The following is a 359-nucleotide window of genomic DNA, read 5'->3' as shown; positions in this document are numbered from 1 at the left end:
GACAGCACGCGGGCGTCGATCTCGCGGGGCTGCGGGGGTGCGTTGTCCTCGCCGTCGCGGATGCGGATCGTGACCTGGGCGGAGTCCTCCTGCCCGTTGACGTCGCGCACCCGGTAGATCGCGTACGCGGTCCCGGCCTCGGGGCCGGCCTTGAACCGTAGCGTGTCCTCCGAGACGAACGCCTCGCCCAGGGCGGGGTCCACGTCCTGCTCGAGCTCGGGCTGCAGGAACAGCTCCAGCCCGTCGGGGTGGGTGTCGTTCTTCAGCACCGGGATCGTCACCACGTCCCCGGCGTGCACCGTGACCTCGTCCGCCGCCGCCTGCGGCGGCTGCAACCGCGTCGGCGCCGGCACGGGGAT

Annotated in this window: 1 protein-coding gene; it reads right to left on the bottom strand. The window is 73.0% G+C overall.

Annotation, left to right across the window (positions count from 1 at the left end; genetic code table 11):
* The coding region (locus ABWU78_RS20950; protein WP_439159402.1) for an Ig-like domain-containing protein at positions 1–359 on the bottom strand (359 nt) is incomplete at both ends.

This window comes from Cellulosimicrobium sp. CpK407, from assembly GCF_051844275.1.
Taxonomy (GTDB): Bacteria; Actinomycetota; Actinomycetes; order Actinomycetales; family Cellulomonadaceae; genus Cellulosimicrobium; species Cellulosimicrobium cellulans_G.
Note: the sequence above shows the minus strand (reverse complement) of the source record. Positions and strands in the feature narration are given on the sequence as shown.